Origin of the sequence: Pontibacter sp. MBLB2868 (assembly GCF_051904785.1) — a bacterium.
GTDB lineage: Bacteria > Bacteroidota > Bacteroidia > Cytophagales > Hymenobacteraceae > Pontibacter.
Map to the genome: position 1 here is coordinate 398,436 of NZ_CP196710.1, position 16,328 is coordinate 414,763.

At 45.1% G+C, this 16,328-nt stretch carries 14 protein-coding genes; 9 read left to right on the forward strand and 5 right to left on the reverse strand.

Features of this window, described 5'->3' with window-relative positions:
• Nucleotides 1-6: 6 nt before the first annotated feature.
• From rocF to ACSX1A_RS01730, 4 genes are all read left to right on the forward strand, one after another.
• Nucleotides 7-978, forward strand: a complete 972-nt coding sequence (gene rocF / locus ACSX1A_RS01715) for an arginase (protein ID WP_439881880.1) — start codon at nucleotides 7-9, stop codon at nucleotides 976-978.
• Entirely contained in the window at nucleotides 978-2,768 is a 1,791-nt protein-coding gene (gene argS / locus ACSX1A_RS01720; protein ID WP_439881881.1) for an arginine--tRNA ligase, read from the forward strand. Before rocF ends, argS begins: the two co-directional genes overlap by 1 nt.
• Before the next feature lie 81 nt (nucleotides 2,769-2,849).
• Nucleotides 2,850-3,449, forward strand: coding sequence for a glutathione peroxidase (locus tag ACSX1A_RS01725; protein ID WP_439881882.1), 600 nt, complete (start codon nucleotides 2,850-2,852; stop codon nucleotides 3,447-3,449).
• Nucleotides 3,450-3,502: 53 nt separating this feature from the next.
• Nucleotides 3,503-4,435 carry a 1,4-dihydroxy-2-naphthoate polyprenyltransferase gene (locus tag ACSX1A_RS01730; protein WP_439881883.1) on the forward strand — a complete coding sequence of 311 codons (933 nt, stop codon included), beginning with the start codon at nucleotides 3,503-3,505 and terminating at the stop codon, nucleotides 4,433-4,435.
• Nucleotides 4,436-4,456: 21 nt separating this feature from the next.
• On the opposite strand, the gene ACSX1A_RS01735 is transcribed toward ACSX1A_RS01730, so the two are convergent.
• Nucleotides 4,457-5,575, reverse strand: a complete 1,119-nt coding sequence (locus tag ACSX1A_RS01735; protein WP_439881884.1) for a M23 family metallopeptidase — start codon at nucleotides 5,573-5,575, stop codon at nucleotides 4,457-4,459.
• Nucleotides 5,576-5,799: 224 nt separating this feature from the next.
• On the reverse strand, nucleotides 5,800-7,233 hold the full coding sequence (locus ACSX1A_RS01740) for a DEAD/DEAH box helicase (protein ID WP_439881885.1): 1,434 nt from the start codon (nucleotides 7,231-7,233) through the stop codon (nucleotides 5,800-5,802).
• A 638-nt stretch (nucleotides 7,234-7,871) separates the two neighbouring features.
• Here ACSX1A_RS01740 and ACSX1A_RS01745 point away from each other — a divergent pair.
• The 3 genes from ACSX1A_RS01745 (at nucleotide 7,872) to ACSX1A_RS01755 (ending at nucleotide 10,699) form a co-directional block, all read left to right on the forward strand.
• On the forward strand, nucleotides 7,872-8,624 hold the full coding sequence (locus ACSX1A_RS01745; RefSeq protein WP_439881886.1) for a YebC/PmpR family DNA-binding transcriptional regulator: 753 nt from the start codon (nucleotides 7,872-7,874) through the stop codon (nucleotides 8,622-8,624).
• Nucleotides 8,625-8,756: 132 nt separating this feature from the next.
• Nucleotides 8,757-9,872, forward strand: coding sequence for a CaiB/BaiF CoA transferase family protein (locus ACSX1A_RS01750; protein ID WP_439881887.1), 1,116 nt, complete (start codon nucleotides 8,757-8,759; stop codon nucleotides 9,870-9,872).
• Between the two features lie 146 nt (nucleotides 9,873-10,018).
• The gene (locus tag ACSX1A_RS01755) at nucleotides 10,019-10,699 is read left to right on the forward strand and encodes a hypothetical protein (RefSeq protein ID WP_439881888.1); all 681 of its coding nucleotides are present in this window, start codon (nucleotides 10,019-10,021) and stop codon (nucleotides 10,697-10,699) included.
• A 70-nt stretch (nucleotides 10,700-10,769) separates the two neighbouring features.
• Here the strand turns inward: ACSX1A_RS01755 and ACSX1A_RS01760 are convergent, their stop codons facing one another.
• Nucleotides 10,770-11,507 carry a phenylalanine 4-monooxygenase gene (locus ACSX1A_RS01760; protein ID WP_439881889.1) on the reverse strand — a complete coding sequence of 246 codons (738 nt, stop codon included), beginning with the start codon at nucleotides 11,505-11,507 and terminating at the stop codon, nucleotides 10,770-10,772.
• A 136-nt stretch (nucleotides 11,508-11,643) separates the two neighbouring features.
• On the reverse strand, nucleotides 11,644-11,781 hold the full coding sequence (locus ACSX1A_RS01765; protein WP_439881890.1) for a hypothetical protein: 138 nt from the start codon (nucleotides 11,779-11,781) through the stop codon (nucleotides 11,644-11,646).
• Nucleotides 11,782-12,139: 358 nt separating this feature from the next.
• Between ACSX1A_RS01765 and ACSX1A_RS01770 the strand changes: the two genes are divergently transcribed.
• Both ACSX1A_RS01770 and ACSX1A_RS01775 read left to right on the forward strand, forming a co-directional pair.
• Nucleotides 12,140-13,135 carry a sulfatase-like hydrolase/transferase gene (locus tag ACSX1A_RS01770; RefSeq protein ID WP_439881891.1) on the forward strand — a complete coding sequence of 332 codons (996 nt, stop codon included), beginning with the start codon at nucleotides 12,140-12,142 and terminating at the stop codon, nucleotides 13,133-13,135.
• Between the two features lie 120 nt (nucleotides 13,136-13,255).
• A complete protein-coding gene (locus ACSX1A_RS01775) occupies nucleotides 13,256-14,368 on the forward strand; it encodes a hypothetical protein (protein WP_439881892.1) in 1,113 nt (370 codons plus the stop codon).
• Nucleotides 14,369-14,408: 40 nt separating this feature from the next.
• On the opposite strand, the gene ACSX1A_RS01780 is transcribed toward ACSX1A_RS01775, so the two are convergent.
• Complete coding sequence (locus tag ACSX1A_RS01780) at nucleotides 14,409-16,298, reverse strand: ABC-F family ATP-binding cassette domain-containing protein (RefSeq protein WP_439881893.1); 1,890 nt, start codon at nucleotides 16,296-16,298, stop codon at nucleotides 14,409-14,411.
• Between the last annotated feature and the right edge of the window lie 30 nt (nucleotides 16,299-16,328).

Consider the following 16,328-nt stretch of genomic DNA (forward strand, 5'->3'; position numbering starts at 1 on the left):
AAACACATGAAAAAAATTAAACTGATAGAAGTAAGATCGGAGCTTGGAGCCGGAACAAGAGGGGCCAGTATGGGCATAGATGCGCTACGCGTAGCCTGCTGGGATAAAGGCTCTGACTATTTCAGGCGCTTTAACTCTGTGAGCGTTCCTGACCTGAATTATACTTTGTTCGATAAAGATGTTTTCCCAAATGCACACCGCATAGACAGCATCCTTACGGTACAGAAAAATATTGCCAATGCCGTGGAGCAGACCATTAATATGGGAATGTTCCCGCTGGTACTGGCCGGAGACCACTCCAATGCGCATGGCACCATTGCCGGAATTAAATCGGCTTACCCTGAGAAAACCTTGGGAGTGATCTGGATTGATGCACACGCTGATATTCACTCTCCTTATACTTCTCCTTCAGGTAATGTGCATGGCATGCCATTGGCTATGGCCCTAAACGTAGATAACTTGGACCGTCAGATAAACGACCCGGCTCCGGAAGCGGTTTTTTTCTGGAACTCGCTGAAGAAACTCGGCTTTGACGGACCTAAACTAAAGCCGGAACACCTGGTTTATATTGTTGTGCGCGACACCGAGGAGCCGGAAGATTACTTTATCAAGAAAAATGGCATCAAGAATTTTACGTATGCCGAGTTTACACAAAAAGGTGCCGAAAAAATTGCACAGGAAGCACTAGAGCGCCTGAAAGATTGTGATATCATTTACGTGTCTTTCGACGTGGACAGCCTGGATTCCAAATTCTCTAAAGGAACGGGTACACCCGTAGAGACTGGTTTAACAGTGCAGGAGGCAAAAGACCTGAACTACCATCTTTTGCAGGATCCGCGCGTAGTTTGTTACGAAATGACGGAGATCAACCCGACATTGGACACAGAGAACACCATGGCAGAAAATGCCTTCGATATTTTAGAGACAGCTACAGAAGCTATCTTACACCGAGAATCTAAAAGTACAGCCATACATTAATGCAACTTCAATTCGCCATTAGCCAAAGTATCAGCCAGGCGCTGCAAGCTTTATTTCAAATTTCTGTTGATGCCTCGCAGATTGCGCTGCAACCAACCCGCAAAGAGTTTGCAGGCGCCTTCACGTTCGTAACTTTTCCATTTACCAAGCAAGCAGGCAAAGGCCCGGAGCAAATAGGGCAGGCGCTGGGGGAGTACCTCAAGGAGCACGCCAAAGAGGTAAAGGATTTTAACGTAGTGAAGGGCTTCCTGAACCTGGAAGTACAGGATGCCGAGTGGCTAAGCCTGTTCCGGGACCTGATGCAGCGTCCGAACTTTGGGCAGGGCGAACCTAGTGGGCGCAATGTGATGGTAGAGTATTCGTCGCCAAACACGAACAAGCCACTGCACCTGGGCCACCTGCGCAACAACTTCCTGGGATACTCTATCTCAGAAATTCTGAAAGCGAACGGCCATGAGGTAATGAAGGTGAACCTGGTAAATGACCGTGGTATCCATATTTGTAAGTCGATGCTGGCTTATGAAAAACTGGGCAACGGCGAAACACCACAGAGCAGTGGCATGAAAGGCGACCACTTGGTAGGCAAGTACTACGTGCTGTTCGACAGGGCTTACAAAGAACAGATCGAGGAGCTGGTAACGCAGGGGATGGACAAGGAGGAAGCCAAGAAGAAGGCTCCCTGGATGCTGGAAGCGCAGGACATGCTGCTGAAGTGGGAACAGGGTGATGCGCATGTGGTAAACCTCTGGAAAATGATGAACAGCTGGGTGTATGCCGGCTTTGATCAAACATACCGTACTATCGGTGTTGATTTCGATAAGTTCTACTACGAATCAGAAACCTATACTTTAGGCAAAGAGCTTGTGGAAGAAGGCCTTCATAAAGAAGTGTTCTTCAAAAAGGAAAACGGCTCTGTCTGGGTAGACCTGACAGAAGACGGATTAGATGAGAAACTGCTTTTAAGAGCAGATGGCACATCTGTATATATTACCCAGGACCTTGGTACTGCCGAACTGAAGTATAACGACTTCCCGTACGACCAGTCGGTGTATGTTGTGGCTGATGAGCAGAACTACCACTTCCAGGTTTTAAAAGCTGCTTTAAAGAAGCTCGGAAAACCTTACGCTGATGGCATTTATCACTTGTCTTATGGCATGGTGGACCTGCCTTCCGGTAAAATGAAATCAAGAGAGGGTACTGTGGTAGATGCAGATGAGCTGGTGCAGGAGATGATAGATACGGCGCGTCAGCAGACAGAGGAACTCGGAAAGATTGACGGCTTTAACACAGAAGAGGCGCAGCAACTATACCATACACTGGCTATGGGCGCTCTGAAGTATTTCCTGTTAAAAGTAGACCCCAAAAAGCGTATGCTGTTCAATCCGCAGGAGTCAATCGACTTCCGTGGCAACACAGGTCCGTTTATACAATATACACATGCTCGTATCTCGGCCATACTGCGTAAGGCAAATGAAATGGGTATAAAAGTGGACGCTACTGCCTTTGAAAACATCACAGAACTGCATGATGCAGAACAGGAAGTGATCATGCAATTAGCGAACTACCCATCGGTGGTTAAAGAGGCCGGAAGCCTGTACGCACCTTCTGTTATCGCAAATTATGCTTATGAGCTGGCAAAATCTTATAACCGCTTCTACCAGGAGATATCCATCTTTAACGAAACGGATGAGGAGGCGCGTAATTTCAGGATAGCCTTATCGGCCATGGTAGCGCGTTTTGTGCGTGCAAGTATGAGTTTGTTGGGCATAGATGTGCCCGAGAGAATGTAAGTGAACCCTGCGAATAAGTTAAAACAAAAGTATAAGCTGCTGGTTACATTGGCGCAAATTCACTTTAACAAAACTAAACACATGAAAAGTATCTTTAAACTTTTAGGTTTGTCACTGGTATTAGGTATTACTGTGTCCTGTTCGGGCACTGCAAATAACAAAACATCAGATAACGCTATGGCAACAGAAACAACAGCTAATGCAAACACATCAGGCACCGACTTTTACTCTTTTAAAGTGGAGGCGTTGGATGGCCAGGAAATTGATTTTTCGAAGTATAAAGGTAAGAAGGTACTGCTAGTGAATACAGCTTCGGAGTGCGGATTTACGCCTCAGTATGCCGGTTTGCAGGAGCTGCACGAAAAGCATGGTGATGAAGTGGTTATACTTGGCTTTCCGGCTAACAACTTTGGCGGCCAGGAACCTGGTAGCAACGAAGAGATCGCTACTTTTTGCCAGCGTAACTATGGCGTCGCTTTCCAGATGTTCGACAAGATCTCGGTGAAAGGCGAAGACAAGCACCCGCTTTATACCTGGCTTGCTGCGCATGCCCCGAACCACGAAGAGCCTAGCTGGAACTTCTGTAAATACCTGGTAGATGAGAATGGTAATGTTGTTGCCTTCTTCCCTTCCAAAGTGAAGCCGATGGATGAAGAAATCCTGGCAGCAATTCAAAAGTAAGTTAATGAGCAAAGAGGCCAAAGCGGTTTAAGCTCAATAAATAACATAACACGTTGAATACAACAGAACATACCACCACAAATCCAGGTCTTGTAAAGGCCTGGATTTCGGCTTTTAGGCCACGCACATTGCCTCTGGCATTTTCCTGTATAGGTATGGGCGGATTTATAGCAGCAGCAAACAATGTGTTCGATGCTACTGTTGTAGGGCTCTGCGTGCTCACTACGCTGTTTCTTCAAATCCTTTCCAACCTGGCAAACGATTACGGTGATACCAAACACGGCGCTGACAGTGAGCATCGTGAAGGGCCAATGCGAGCGGTTCAGGCAGGGCATATACAGGCAAGCCAGATGAAGCAAGGGATGATGGTATTCAGTTTGCTATCGCTGGTCTCCGGGTTGCTGCTGTTGTGGGTCGCATTTGGCTCCGATGGTATTTTACTGTTCCTTGTGTTCCTGGGGCTTGGGCTGGCTTCTATCTGGGCGGCCATTAGCTACACTGCCAGCGACAAACCTTATGGGTATGCTGGCTTAGGGGATGTTTTCGTTTTTATATTTTTTGGATTGGTAGGTGTACTGGGTACATATTACCTGCAGGCGCAGCAGTTACAAGCGGTGGTTGTACTTCCGGCTTTGATATGTGGCTTTTTCTCTACCGCTGTTTTAAACGTGAATAACATTCGGGATATCAAGTCTGATATAATAGCTGGGAAACGCTCGGTTCCGGTAAGGCTAGGGCCGGAGAAGGCCAGGGTTTATCACCTGTTGTTATTGCTAGGAGGCGTGCTGAGCGCATTTTTTTATGTGCTGCTAAACTACTACAGTCCATGGCAGTTTCTATTCATACTTGCCCTTCCGTTGGTTGTTGTAAATGCTGTAAATGTATGGCGCAAACAAACGTCTAAAGAGCTTGACCCCTACTTAAAGCAAATGGCCATGACTACTTTGCTTTTTGTGCTATTGTTTGGCATAGGGCAGGTGCTGTAACATATTCCTTTTGTTGCCGCATTACTTTATCTTTATTACCTCAAAATTGACAGGTATCGTATTTTTTACCTTTTCTTTTTCCTGGAAATGGAACGGCTTAACCAATTGATTGCCGTTTTCGTCAGTGTCCCAGATATCAGCAGGAGCAGTGCCCCATGAAGTGTACTTGGGAAAAGCGTAAGGAATTCCTTCCCAGTAAAAGCCATTGCGGCTCTCTGCAAAGGGAATGTTATTTGTATCCACAACATGAAAATGAAGGTGAGGAGCATCGGAGTTACCCGAGTTTCCCAGCTTGCCCAGCACTTGCCCTTTCTTAACTATTTCCCCTTCTTTTACCTTAATAGACCCAGGCTGCATATGTGCGTATAGGGCAACTACGTTTTTCCCCATATCAATGTATACATTGTTTCCTGCAATGTTATCGATAGTAATTTTGTAGTCAAGTTTGCCTGGAGTCTGGTGCTCTGGTATGCCGTCTTTTACCGAAATAACTTTACCTCCTGCTGCAGCTAAGATTTCCTCGCCATAAGAATACCAGTCTGCATTGCTGGCTCCTTTGTTTTTGAAGAGATTCCCTTGCTTGTCAAGCTTAACAAAGTCTATTGCATATCGCTGCGCGTTATGGCCTAATACATATCCCTGCTGTAAGCTGTCAAAGCTTGGCTCCTTCATTTTTACTGTTAATTTGGTATGCTCAGAAGTGGGGCCTGGCGCATTGCCTGCCATCCAGATTCCAGGTCTTAAAGGGAAGCCTATCTCGAGAGGTGACTCTCCAGATACAGCCACAGCTCTGTTCAACTCTTTTTCCTGCCCGTTTACTGTATATAAAAAGGTAAGATTTAACTGGGTTGGCGTTTCCGGAGATGAAGTGGGTACCCAGTTATAGCTTACAAAAGCTGTGCTATCGCTCCGCAAGGGTTCAAAGGTTGAAGAACTGTATTTTATACCTTCCTCTCCTGATACCTCTAAGCTTTTAGGGGTAAAAGCTTCCCTGCTGCTGATCTGTGTATCGAACACCACCCAACTGCCTGTACTACTTTTAACTGTTCTGGCAGGTGTTGGTACTATTACCTGGATCTGCTGTGCCTGCGCGGCAAGGCAGAGTAGAATTGTCAGTGCTGTTAGAACATTCTTTTTCATAGTTGAAAAGTTTAAGCTGTGATATTAACTGTATAGCTCTACTTACCTCTTCTATTTCATTAAACGGTGTACTATCAGGAGTGCAAAGCTTTTCATAAAAACAGTTGAAGCTCTTTCAGCTTAAGAGCTTACAAGTACCCATACGTTACGATACAGAAGTGATAGAAAAGGGGGTACAAAAATAGCCGCTTTCAGGCGGCTATTTTTGTGCTTTATGATGTTTGTTACGCATTCTGCTGTTCACCGCCTTGAGGTTGGGATCCTTCGCTTTTGTTCCTGTTCTTATTTCGGTTCCTGTTACGGTTATTAGGTTTGCGTGTGCCGCCCTCAGTAGATGCCTGATCTTTAGGCTGTGCTATCAATTTTATAGGCCGGTCTCCTGTTTGCGCAGGCGTGCTCCTGGGTTTGCCATGTCCCTTGCTACGGTTATCACGGCGCTGACCTCCTCCACTTGGGCGGTTTCCTCCGGCATGTTTGCTTCCGCTGCCTCCTCTGCTGTCATGGCGCTTAGTCGGGTCATATACAGGGCCAGGACCAAAATCTTCAGGTAACGGTAGTTTAGGTACTTCACGCTCTATCAGGCGCTCTACTTTCTGTACCCGGTGCATGTCTTTCTCGTTCACAAAGGTGATAGCCACCCCTGTTGAGGCTGCACGTGCTGTACGGCCAACACGGTGAACGTAGTCCTCGGCATCCATCGGCATATCAAAATTAACCACATGGCTCAGGCTTTCGATATCAATACCCCTGGATACAATATCTGTGGCAACCAATATCTGGTACTGCTTATTTTTAAAGCCTTGTAAAGCACGCTCACGCTCATCCTGCGTCATGTCAGACTGAATGCCTTCCGCGTTAAAGCCCATCTTGCACAAAGATCGTACGATCTGGTTTACATTAGATTTACGGGAAGTAAACACGATCATGCTCTGCACCTCCTGCTCTTGCAGCAAGTGTTCCAATAATGGCAGTTTCTGATTATCGTAGGCAAGATACATGCGCTGGTCAATACCGGCAGCAGGCTTGGAAATGGCTAGGTTTACTTCAGCAGGATTTTGCAGGATCTGCTGTGACAGGTCACGGATCTTGCGAGGCATTGTAGCTGAAAAAAGTAATGTCTGTCTTTCCTTTGGCAACTGCTGGATGATCTTCAGGAGGTCATCCATAAAGCCCATGTCCATCATTTTATCCGCCTCGTCCAGTACCAGGTGGTTCAGCTTATCCAACTTAACATAGCCCATTGCCATATGGGCCATTAAACGCCCTGGCGTAGCAATAATAATGTCAGCACCGGTGGTTAGGGCTCTTTTTTGCTGATCCCAATCACCGCCTTTGCTGCCGCCATAAATGGCAATGGAGCTAACGGAGGCAAAGTACCCGAAGCCTTCTACCTGTTCGTCGATCTGTTTTGCCAGTTCCCGGGTGGGTACCAGTATAAGTGTGCTTGTGTGGTCGTAGTTGGAGTGAGATATCCTGTCGATGAGGGGGAGCAGGTAAGCTGCTGTTTTACCCGTACCGGTTTGTGCACAGGCAATCATGTCTTTATGCTCAAGGATAAGCGGAATAGCTTGTTCCTGAACGGGAGTGGGTTTATCGTAACCCATCGAGTCAATACCAGTCAGTACGTCGTCGTGTAAATTGAAGGAATGAAAATCCAAAGTATGTTTTATTAATTAACAGACAATTCCAGTGGAGCTATACGGTTTGCACAGTTCCCTTTATTAGGTAAAGATACGATAAATAAGGTTGCTAAAACAGTAGGCTGTTTTCTTGTTCTTTCAAAGCTGTATATTGCAATTTAAGGTATATTGTATTTTTATTGTGTGTATTTGTATTGATATCTTGTAAGTGCAATATATATAAATGTATTAATATATCCTTTTTATTCTATATTGTTAGTTTTATTGTGTTATCTGATTAATAAGTGTGTGGGTGGTATTTTAAGCAATATATAAAAAATCATATTACTGTGTAACATTTGATAAAAGGCGGCGTAATGGATTTAAGGAAGTGCTTCTGGTGCTATCCTGATAAAGTATAATATCACCTACATTTTCGGTTATGAAAAAAATTATACAAGAGTCACCTAATTTCTTTTTATTGTTAGGCCTTAATATCATCAATGCAATCTTTATGCTACTGAAATAAGAGCATTTTAACATAAGATTAACCAAACAAAAGCGCAGCCTGGCCCGAAAGCCGGGCTGCGCTTTTTATGCCGATTAGGAAATTTTAAGTTATTTTGCCCTGTTGGTTAAGTAAGCTCATTTAATAATAGAAGAATACACAATATTTTATGGCTGGACATAATAAATGGTCACAGATCAAGCGAAAGAAGGGTGCTCTGGATGCAAAACGATCAAAGATCTTTACCAAGCTTATAAAAGAGATTACAGTTGCGGCCAAAGTAGGAGGGCCGGACCCTGACGGAAATCCACGTCTACGCCTTGCCATACAGACAAGCAAGGCGGCCAATATGCCAAAAGACAATATTGAAAGGGCCATTAAGAAAGGGGAAGGCAATGAGGGTGACTACAGCGAAGTAACCTACGAAGGGTATGCTTCCAATGGCGTGGCGATATTTATTGAATGCCTTACAGATAATATCAACCGCACCGTACAGAACCTGCGCACCATATTTAACAAAGGCAATGGCAGCCTTGCTACCAATGGGTCAGTTGAGTTTTTGTTCGACCGCAAAGGGGTATTTATCGTTAAGGCAGCTGCTGAAAGTGCGCCTGACGAAGATGAACTGTTGCTTGAGCTGGCCGATGGAGGAGCTGAGGAGGTTGAGTTTGAAGATGGCTATATCACCATTTACTGTGCCATGGAAGATTTTGGCGCGCTTCAGAAGAAAGTAGAAGAATTAGGCATGGACCTGGAAACTGCAGAGCTGCAGCGCATCCCGCAAACAACTGTGGCCGTGGAAGACCCGGATGCAGTGCGTAAAATACTGCGACTGATCGATTCGCTGGAAGATGACGACGATGTGCAGAAAGTATACCATAACCTTGAACTGAATGAAGAGGTACTGGCTGAACTGGAGTAGTCTGGTTCAGCTCTTATAAAACAACTAAGCCGCTGGCGTAATGCCAGCGGCTTAGTTGTTTTATAAGAGCTAGTATTTGAAAACTAATACCACCGGGTTGCTTATTTGACCACAGATGTTCACTTTTACCTTATGAAAGACTCTGTTTTCCGGGATATGCTGGTACTGGAACTGGCAAGTGTATTGGCAGGCCCTAGTGTAGGGCAGTTCTTTGCCGAGCTGGGGGCGAAGGTAATTAAAATAGAAAATGCCATTACACACGGCGACGTAACCCGAAGCTGGAAACTGCCATCAGAATCACCTGACACCGATACTCCTGCCTATTTTTGTGCAGCGAACTGGGGTAAAAGCTCAATGGCTCTGGATCTGCGACAAGCCCAGGACTTACAGCAACTGTATGCTTTAACCAAAGAGGCAGCTATCGTAATAGCCAGTTATAAACCAGGAGATGCTGAAAAGCTGAAAGTTGATTTTGCAACACTGCAAGCTATTAACCCAGCCTTGATCTATGGCCATATTACAGGGTACGGAGAACAGGATAGCCGTGCGGGGTATGATGCTGTGGTGCAGGCTGAGAGTGGCTTCATGTACCTGAACGGAGAACCAGGCGGACCTCCCGTTAAGATGCCTGTGGCATTGATGGACGTACTTACTGCTCACCAGTTAAAGGAGGGCCTGTTGGTAGCCATGTTGCAAAGGGAGCGTACAGGGCAAGGGCAGTTGGTGCAGGTTTCGATCCTGGATTCCGGTATAGCTGCATTGGCCAACCAGGCTACTAATTACCTGGTAGCAGGACATGAGCCACAACGAATGGGCTCAGAGCACCCTAACATTGTGCCTTACGGAAGTGTATATACTACAAAAGACAGGAAGCAGCTGGTGCTTGCAATCGGCGACGACAGGCAGTTTAAAAAGCTTTGCAGTGCCCTCGGGAAACCAGAACTGGCAGAACTTACCGCATTTAAAACAAATCATAGCCGTGTCCGGAACCGCCAAGAAGTTAACCACGCTTTAAGTGACCTTATTTCGCATCAGGACAGAGCGCCATTGCTGCAACTGTTACATGATCTGCATGTTCCGGCAGGGGCTGTTAACAGTATACCAGAAGTGTTTAGGTTACCCCAGGCGCAGGAGATGTTGCTTAGGCAGCAAGACACGCCTGGCGGTGTGCGGCAGGTGGCATTCAGGATAGCAGGCCAGGAACTGCCTGCGCTTTCGCCTCCCCCTGCTTATGACAAACATTCGTAGAAATAGGTGATTGGAGGTGTTAATATACCGTACAAACTAGTTAGAGTAAGATTTGTAGTTCAAGGAAGCTTTGTCAAATTTTAAACAAAGTTTCTTCGTATTCGGTACAAACTACATCTGGCAAACCCACTGACGCAGAATAAAACATGGAAGATAGATTAAATGATATAATAAACGGACTGCACCAGAAGTCTGTCACAAAACAAGAAATATACCGCAACACCAAATTCACCTTCGATAGAATGAAGGTGATTTCGCAGGAGCTGATTGACGAGCTTACAGAGCGTATTACTACGCAGGATGCCAATGTTGTGATTGAGTACAGGAATGTAGGGGAGCATGAGTTTCAGATAAAGTTCTCAGGCGACCTGCTCGTTTTTGTAATGCATTCTAATATCATCACTTTTCCTGACGATTACGAGATCATGCGCAATGAATATATCGATGAGGACTTCAGGCGAAGGTTCTTTGGCCATATTATGGCCTACAATTTTATGGCGGATACCATCAAGTATAACAGGCTGGACGACCCCGGCTACCTGGTAGGACGAATGCTCATCAATATTGAAAATCATTTTTGTATAGAAGGTGTAAAGCAGCTGGACCTGCCTCAGGAGGAGATCTCAAATATTGCAAAGAATGTGATCACAGACCGTACTTTGAGAGTAATTGTGGAGAGCGCTATGGTGGCGGCAGTAAATAACGATTTGATGGGGCAGGATGTAAGTGATATTGAACGAATCACGCTAAAGCAAAAGCTGGAAAACACGCACCTCACAAAGCCTCGAAAACTAGGTTTCCAGATCAGTCACGAGCTAACACATTAACTCTGGTTTAGTTATAAAGTATAAATGCCCGGGCTATGTCCCGGGCATCCTTTTTTTACCAGTTGTTGGATCATACTTCCAGCTCCTGCCGCAAAGCAACCAGCACTTTGGCTATCTCCGGCAGGCTATCCAGCAACTCCTCGAAACTGCTGATGCAAAAATACTGGCTCTGGAAAGTTTCTTTTATGTAACCTGTGTCTAATATGTGCGCAACACTGAACTTGTTCTTAATACTTTCGGCAGATACTGACAGCTTACTCTCACCAACCGATGAAAGAATACCAGCTCCGTAGATACGCGCCTCAGAACCGGGTTTACGAAACAACCCAAACTCGATGGTGTACCAGTAAATCCGGGTAAGCCGGTCTATGATTTCAGGGCTATCTATGTGTTCAAGAGCTAAAGCCGACAGCTTCGCCAGGAACTCACAGTAAACCGGTATGGTAAGTAGAGGCACATGCCCAAACACATCATGAAACATATCCGGCTCCTCCAGGTAGTCAAGTTGTTCCATCTTCCTGATCCAGACTGTAGCCGGAAATTGCTTGTTGGCTATCAGTTCAAAAAACAGGGCATCATCAACAATACCCGGAGCCGGCACTACTTCAAATCCGGTAAGGCTTTTCAGTCTTTTATTTATCTCTGCGAAGTCAGGTATTCTATCAGGCTTAAAATTTACTAGTTGCAGCCCTTCAAAGAATTCAGGAATGGCTTTTCCAGGTAAATTTTTCATCTGACGCTCAAATAGTATTGCCCATACTTTGTGGTTCTCTTCTGTGTAAGTGCTATAGTTCTGTACTAAGGTCATGTCTTTTTATTTGCTAAAATGTTATATGGATTAAAAATAGAAAAGCAGTGGCTTGAGCCACTGCTTCGGCAGGTTCACCTATATGGGGAGTACACTCCGGTAACTCCTTAAATTTTATTTGATGTTGGTGATTGCCTTAGCAGTAGCGATAATAGCGATAATAATAGCTGTAGTAGCTATACACGCTAAGGCAATAAGAATAAGCAGCAGACAGCAGCAACTGACCAGGAGTTGGCAGTGTAAGTGTGGTTGCTATGGCTGTCGGTTTGTGCATCTGTTTATTTGGTGATACAAGAATGCAAACATAAACGGGAAATCCAAATGTTTAACAAGGTTTTGTTTGGTGTTTTTTCAGGCTACAGGAGTAGTTTGTAACGCTGGTGTTTGTAGAGAGCTGTATTTGGTATATTTAGTTTTTGTTGGTGTATATGTCTTTGTATTAAGTAGTTGCGTATACTGATTTGTGTGCTGTATGAACATGATTTAATTTTATTTCGACCATGAGGAATACGGTTTCTCTTAATAAATATCTTACTCTTACCAGTCTGGTATGTTGCTTAAATAGTATTGCGCTATTCCTGTATATTGGTTTGCTAAGCAGCTGTACCTCGCCAAAGTCAAAAGCAGAAACATTGCAGACCAGCAACGTTGTCATTGTTGTCATTGATGGTCCGCGTTACTCTGAGACATGGGCAAACACGCCTGGCCTAATCCCGAATATGTCTGGTGAAATGAAAAGCAAAGGTGGGTTTATCAAAGAATTTTACAACGAAGGGTTTACCTATACTAACTCAGGACATACTGCCATAACAACGGGAGTGAACCAGCCTATCGATAACTACGGCAATGAATATCCGGCAAATCCCTCCATTTTTCAATATTGGCTGAAAATCACAGGCAAAGATTCAACGGCTGCCTGGATCATAAGCAGTAAAGATAAACTACACATACTTGCCAACGCCCTTGACCCCGAATGGCACAATAAATACATGCCTTCAATAAACGCCGGTGTTAATGGCCCGGGCACCGGGTACAGGGCAGACTCGCTGACGTTGAAGAAAGCGAAAGAGATATTGAAGACCTACCAGCCGGGGCTTGTGCTCATTAATTTTATGGAACCTGATGGCTACGCACATGCTGGTAACTGGGAGTATTATTTAAGAGGTATCTCAAGGTCAGATGACTATGTGAAAGAGCTCTGGGATTTTTTGCAGAACGATCCACACTACAAGAATAACACGACGCTAATTATAACTAACGACCACGGCAGGCACCTGGATGGGATTGACGGCGGCTGGAAAGAGCATGGCGACAACTGTGAAGGATGTCAGAAGATAAGTTTATTGGCACTGGGACCTGATTTTAAGAAAAATAATGTGGTGGAAACAAAGTATACCCTGATTGATATCGCACCCACTGTCTCCCGGTTACTCGGTTTTGAAATGGATCGGAATGTTTACATGCCTGAAATAGATACGACAGTGGTTGCCTTTGAGGTGGACTCTGCAGGTATAATGCTTCAGAAAGACTCCCTAAAGCTTGAGATGGTTCTGGATACAGCTCAAATGCAGGGGCATCCGATCAGAGAGCTTTTCTTAGATAAGAAACTGAAGGTAATTGAAAATTAACCTTGTTGAGGTGTTTCGGCCCGTACAAGCTGCTTGCTGTGTTACTGATGTGAATGTGGCTCAAATCTGTAGCAGATTAGCCTGTGTACCGGGAGCTTGAAATGAATAGTTGGCAGCCCTATGAAAAGGAGTTCTCCATATTTGTTAATCATATTTATACTGGTTGGCATCTTGCCCCTGAAAGGGCAGAATAACGTTTCAGCAGGCAGCATACGTTTTGCAGGTGTACAGGCTGATCCGGCACTTTTACGGGAAGAGAATCCATTGTTTCTGGATGAGGAAGTGCTGCAGCTGAAACTCTCTATGGATGTAAAGGCAGTGCTGAAGGACAGAGGAGAAAAGAGCAGTTACCACAAAGCCATCATCTCATACCAGGAAAAGTCCGGCAAAATTATTAGCGAGGAGCTAAAGGTAAGGGTTAGGGGGAAACGCCGCCGCGATGCAGAAGTTTGTAAGTTCCCGCCTTTACTGCTCAACTTCAAAAGAGCCACAGTTCAAAATACCGTGTTTGGTAAAGTAAACAAGTTGAAGTTGGTAACGCATTGTATCACTGATGATTATGTGTTGCAGGAGTACCTGGTATATAAGCTTTATAACATTGTTACTGACAAAAGCTTTAGGGTAAGGCTTTGCCAGGTCACATACGAAGACGTACAGGGAAAACGGAAACCTGAAAAGAAGTATGCTTTCCTGATCGAAGACGAGGCTGATATGGCTGCCAGGAACGGGGGCAGTATCATGCCAGATGATCTGAAGTTCAGAATGGACAGAACTGACTCCTTATCAATGGCAATGCTGGCAGTGTTCCAGTATATGATTGGCAACACAGATTGGTCAGTACCTTATCAGCATAATATTAAAATACTTCACGTAGACTCCCTTTACTTTTCAGTCCCGTTTGACTTTGACTATTGTGGTTTAGTAAATGCCCCTTATGCGCAGCCCCCGCCAGAACTGGGTATTGAGTCTGTAAAACAGCGGTTATTCAGGGGGTACAGTTTTACCCAACCTATTTATGATGAGGTTAGCACATATTATAAGGAGCATAAAAAGGACTTTTATCAGGTGTACCATGAGTGCAAGCCGCTCGGTAAGAAGAGCAAGAAAAGTTCGATCCGGTACTTGGACAGCTTTTATAAAGTCTTGAACGACCCAAAGGACTTTCAGAAAGAAATTGTTAGGGTGGGGGAGTACAATGCAAAAAGTTATATCATAATAAAAGGGTTGGAATAAATTATCCCAACCCTTTTATTATGCTTTTCACTTCGGATGCTTACATCAGTTCTGCCAGTTCCAGCCAGCGGAATTCCTTCTCTTCCAGCTGTTCGTTTATACCTTCCAGTTCTGTGGCAAGCGCATTTAGTTCTGCGTGATCTGTAGTGGCTCCGCTGTTCATTACTTCGATGATCTCAGTCTTGCGTGTCTCCAGTTTTTCAATATCCTTCTCCAGGCGCTCGTACTCCTTTTTCTCGTTAAAAGTAGCTCTGCGTTTATTTTCTGGCTGCTCTTCTTTTTTCTCAGGAATGGGGGCCGGTGCTACGGCTTGTTTTGTTTCCTGCTCCTGTTTTCCCTGCTTCTCCTGCTCTTTCTGCCACTCCCGGTAATCAGTGTAATTGCCTGGGAAATTACGGATATGGCCATCTCCCTCAAATACAAATAAATGCTCTACCAACCTGTCCATAAAGTAACGGTCATGCGACACGATCAGCAGGCAACCTCCAAAATTCAGGAGGAAGTCCTCTAGTATATTCAGGGTGATGATATCCAGGTCGTTGGTTGGCTCATCGAGGATCAGGAAATTAGGGTTTTTGATGAGCACGCGGAGTAGCTGTAAACGGCGTTTTTCACCACCGCTCAGCTTACTTACAAAAGTATACTGCTGCGGAGGGGCAAACTGGAAATGCTGCAGAAACTGGCTGGCAGTGATCACTTCACCATTGGCCATTTCCACTACTTCTGCAATCTCCTTTACAATGTCAATTACGCGCTGATCCTCTTTATACGTTAGCTCATCCTGGGTGTAGTAGCCGAAAACCGTAGTTTGTCCTGCATCCACCACACCTGCATCCGGGGTAAGCTTTCCGGTTAGCATGTTCAGGAAAGTAGATTTTCCGGCTCCGTTTGGTCCTACGATACCAATCCGGTCCTTCTTTTTGAAAACATAAGAGAAATCCTCCACTATCTTCTTCTCCCCGAATGACTTGGAGATATGGTCAACTTCTATGATCTTGCCTCCCTGGCGCGTAGTTTTTACGGATAGTTCCAGTTGTGGCCCGCTAGTTTTCTTAGCGGCTTTTTCCTTCAATTCCTCAAAGGCATCTACTCTGTACTTGGCTTTTGTTCCACGCGCTTTCGGCATTCTCCTGATCCACTCCAGTTCTTTGCGCATCAGGTTGCGAGCCTTCTCGGTTTCTGCCACTGCACTTAGCTCACGCTCAGCTTTTTTCTCCAGGAAATAACTGTAGTTGCCTTTGTAACTATAGATTTCGCCATTGTCAAGTTCTGCTATTTCGTTGGCTACTTTATCAAGAAAATAACGGTCGTGGGTAACCATTAGCAGCGTTGTATTTTGGGTGCTGAGCAATCCTTCCAGCCATTCTATGGTATCCAGGTCGAGGTGGTTGGTAGGCTCATCCAGTATCAGCATGTCGGGCTCCTCGATCAGGACCTTCGCCATTGCCACGCGTTTGCGCTGGCCTCCAGAAAGATGCTGTATCTTTGTCTCGAGATTATGGATGCCTAGCTTGGACAATATTTGCTTCACCTTCACTTCAAAATCCCAGGCTTGCAGCTCATCCATTTTCTCCATCAACTGCTGCATCTTGTCTGCACTTGTATCAGGGTTTTCGATGGCTACTTCATATTGGCTGATCAGGTCAAGGGTCTCGTTCTGCATCGAGAAGATATTCTGATGCACCGTCTGCTCTTCGTTCAGTTCCGGGTTCTGCCCCAGGTAGCCAATACTGATCTCTTTTCTAACGCTCACGCTACCTTCATCAGGAAGAAGCTTACCAGAGAGAACGTTGAGCAACGTTGTTTTTCCGGAGCCGTTTACGCCTACCAGCACAATTCGCTGCCCCTGGCTGATACCGAAATTCAGATTTTTGAAGAGCCAGCGCTCGCCAAAGCTTTTATATATATTTTCTGCTGATAGATAATTCATGGTGCAAATTTAGCATTTAATCTTCAGAGG

Coding starts and splice junctions, on each gene's coding strand:
- ACSX1A_RS01735 (WP_439881884.1), bottom strand. CDS start 5,575: ATGAAAAAGAATGTTCTAACAGCACTGACAATTCTACTCTGCCTTGCC.
- ACSX1A_RS01725 (WP_439881882.1), top strand. CDS start 2,850: ATGAAAAGTATCTTTAAACTTTTAGGTTTGTCACTGGTATTAGGTATT.
- ACSX1A_RS01760 (WP_439881889.1), bottom strand. CDS start 11,507: ATGACCTTAGTACAGAACTATAGCACTTACACAGAAGAGAACCACAAA.
- rocF (WP_439881880.1), top strand. CDS start 7: ATGAAAAAAATTAAACTGATAGAAGTAAGATCGGAGCTTGGAGCCGGA.
- ACSX1A_RS01745 (WP_439881886.1), top strand. CDS start 7,872: ATGGCTGGACATAATAAATGGTCACAGATCAAGCGAAAGAAGGGTGCT.
- ACSX1A_RS01750 (WP_439881887.1), top strand. CDS start 8,757: ATGAAAGACTCTGTTTTCCGGGATATGCTGGTACTGGAACTGGCAAGT.
- ACSX1A_RS01755 (WP_439881888.1), top strand. CDS start 10,019: ATGGAAGATAGATTAAATGATATAATAAACGGACTGCACCAGAAGTCT.
- argS (WP_439881881.1), top strand. CDS start 978: ATGCAACTTCAATTCGCCATTAGCCAAAGTATCAGCCAGGCGCTGCAA.
- ACSX1A_RS01775 (WP_439881892.1), top strand. CDS start 13,256: ATGAAAAGGAGTTCTCCATATTTGTTAATCATATTTATACTGGTTGGC.
- ACSX1A_RS01780 (WP_439881893.1), bottom strand. CDS start 16,298: ATGAATTATCTATCAGCAGAAAATATATATAAAAGCTTTGGCGAGCGC.
- ACSX1A_RS01765 (WP_439881890.1), bottom strand. CDS start 11,781: ATGCACAAACCGACAGCCATAGCAACCACACTTACACTGCCAACTCCT.